We start from the raw sequence: 937 nt of genomic DNA, 5'->3' as shown, positions 1-937 counted from the left end.
CCCACGGCGTCTCGTGGTGGCTGGTCCAGGCCGCCCTCAGCGCCGCCGCAGTGGTCCTGCCTGACGTCGACGACGTGCGGGTCAGGCGTCTGGGGGTCGATGAGCACCGCTACCGGTCAGTGCGCTGGTTCCGCACCGACGAGGGCGCTTGGAGACGGTTCGAGCCGTGGATGACGACGCTGGTCGACCTGGCCACCGGGCAGGTCCTCGGCATCGTCGACGGCCGGGACTCCAGGGCCGTCGGGGATTGGCTCGCGCAGCGCTCTGAGCAGTGGCGGGAGCGGATCGAGATCGTCGCGATCGATCCCTCGGCCGCGTTCCGCAAGGCGCTGCGGACCTGGCTGCCTCGCGCCGCGGTCTCGGTCGACAAGTTCCACCTGGTCAAGCTCGGGAACGACATGGTCACCACCGTCAGGCAGCGCCTGGCCCGCACCCATCGCGGTCGTCGGGGCCGCAAGGACGACCCGGCCTGGGCCCACCGGATGCTGCTGCTGCGCGGCGGCGACACCCTGACCCCGAGGGCGTGGGAGCGGTTGGAGAGGGTGTTCCGCACCGACGACCCCACCGACGAGCTCTCGGCCTCCTGGGGCATCAAGGAGCAGCTCCGACGCCTGCTGGCCACCGACACTCTCGCCCAGGCCTGGCAGGAGCGGATGCGGATGGGCTACTTCGTCCAGATCGCGAACATGCCCGAGGCCACGAAGCTCTACGACACCGTCGTGACCTGGTGGGACGCCATCGAGGTCCTCATCGTCACCGGCGCAACCACCGCGAAGGTCGAAGCGGGCAACACCGGCATCAAGAACATCAAACGCACCGGCCGCGGATTCCGCAACGCGGAGAACTACCGGACGCGTATCCTGCTCACCAGCGCCGCGAGAACCGTAGCGTGAATACCCGCCACAGCAGGGTCATTCACCACGAACCGCGAAGAGCC

Annotated in this window: 1 protein-coding gene; it reads left to right on the top strand. The window is 69.2% G+C overall.

Annotation, left to right across the window (positions count from 1 at the left end):
• The coding region (locus tag EB836_RS18040) for an ISL3 family transposase (RefSeq protein WP_135542825.1) at window positions 1–893 on the top strand (893 nt) is incomplete at its 5' end.
• Window positions 894–937: the final 44 nt, after the last annotated feature.

The sequence above is a fragment of the Brevibacterium sp. S111 genome, from assembly GCF_004745075.1.
Taxonomy (GTDB): Bacteria; Actinomycetota; Actinomycetes; order Actinomycetales; family Brevibacteriaceae; genus Brevibacterium.
The sequence above is the reverse complement of the archived record's forward strand: the minus strand, read 5'-3'. Positions and strand labels throughout refer to the sequence as shown.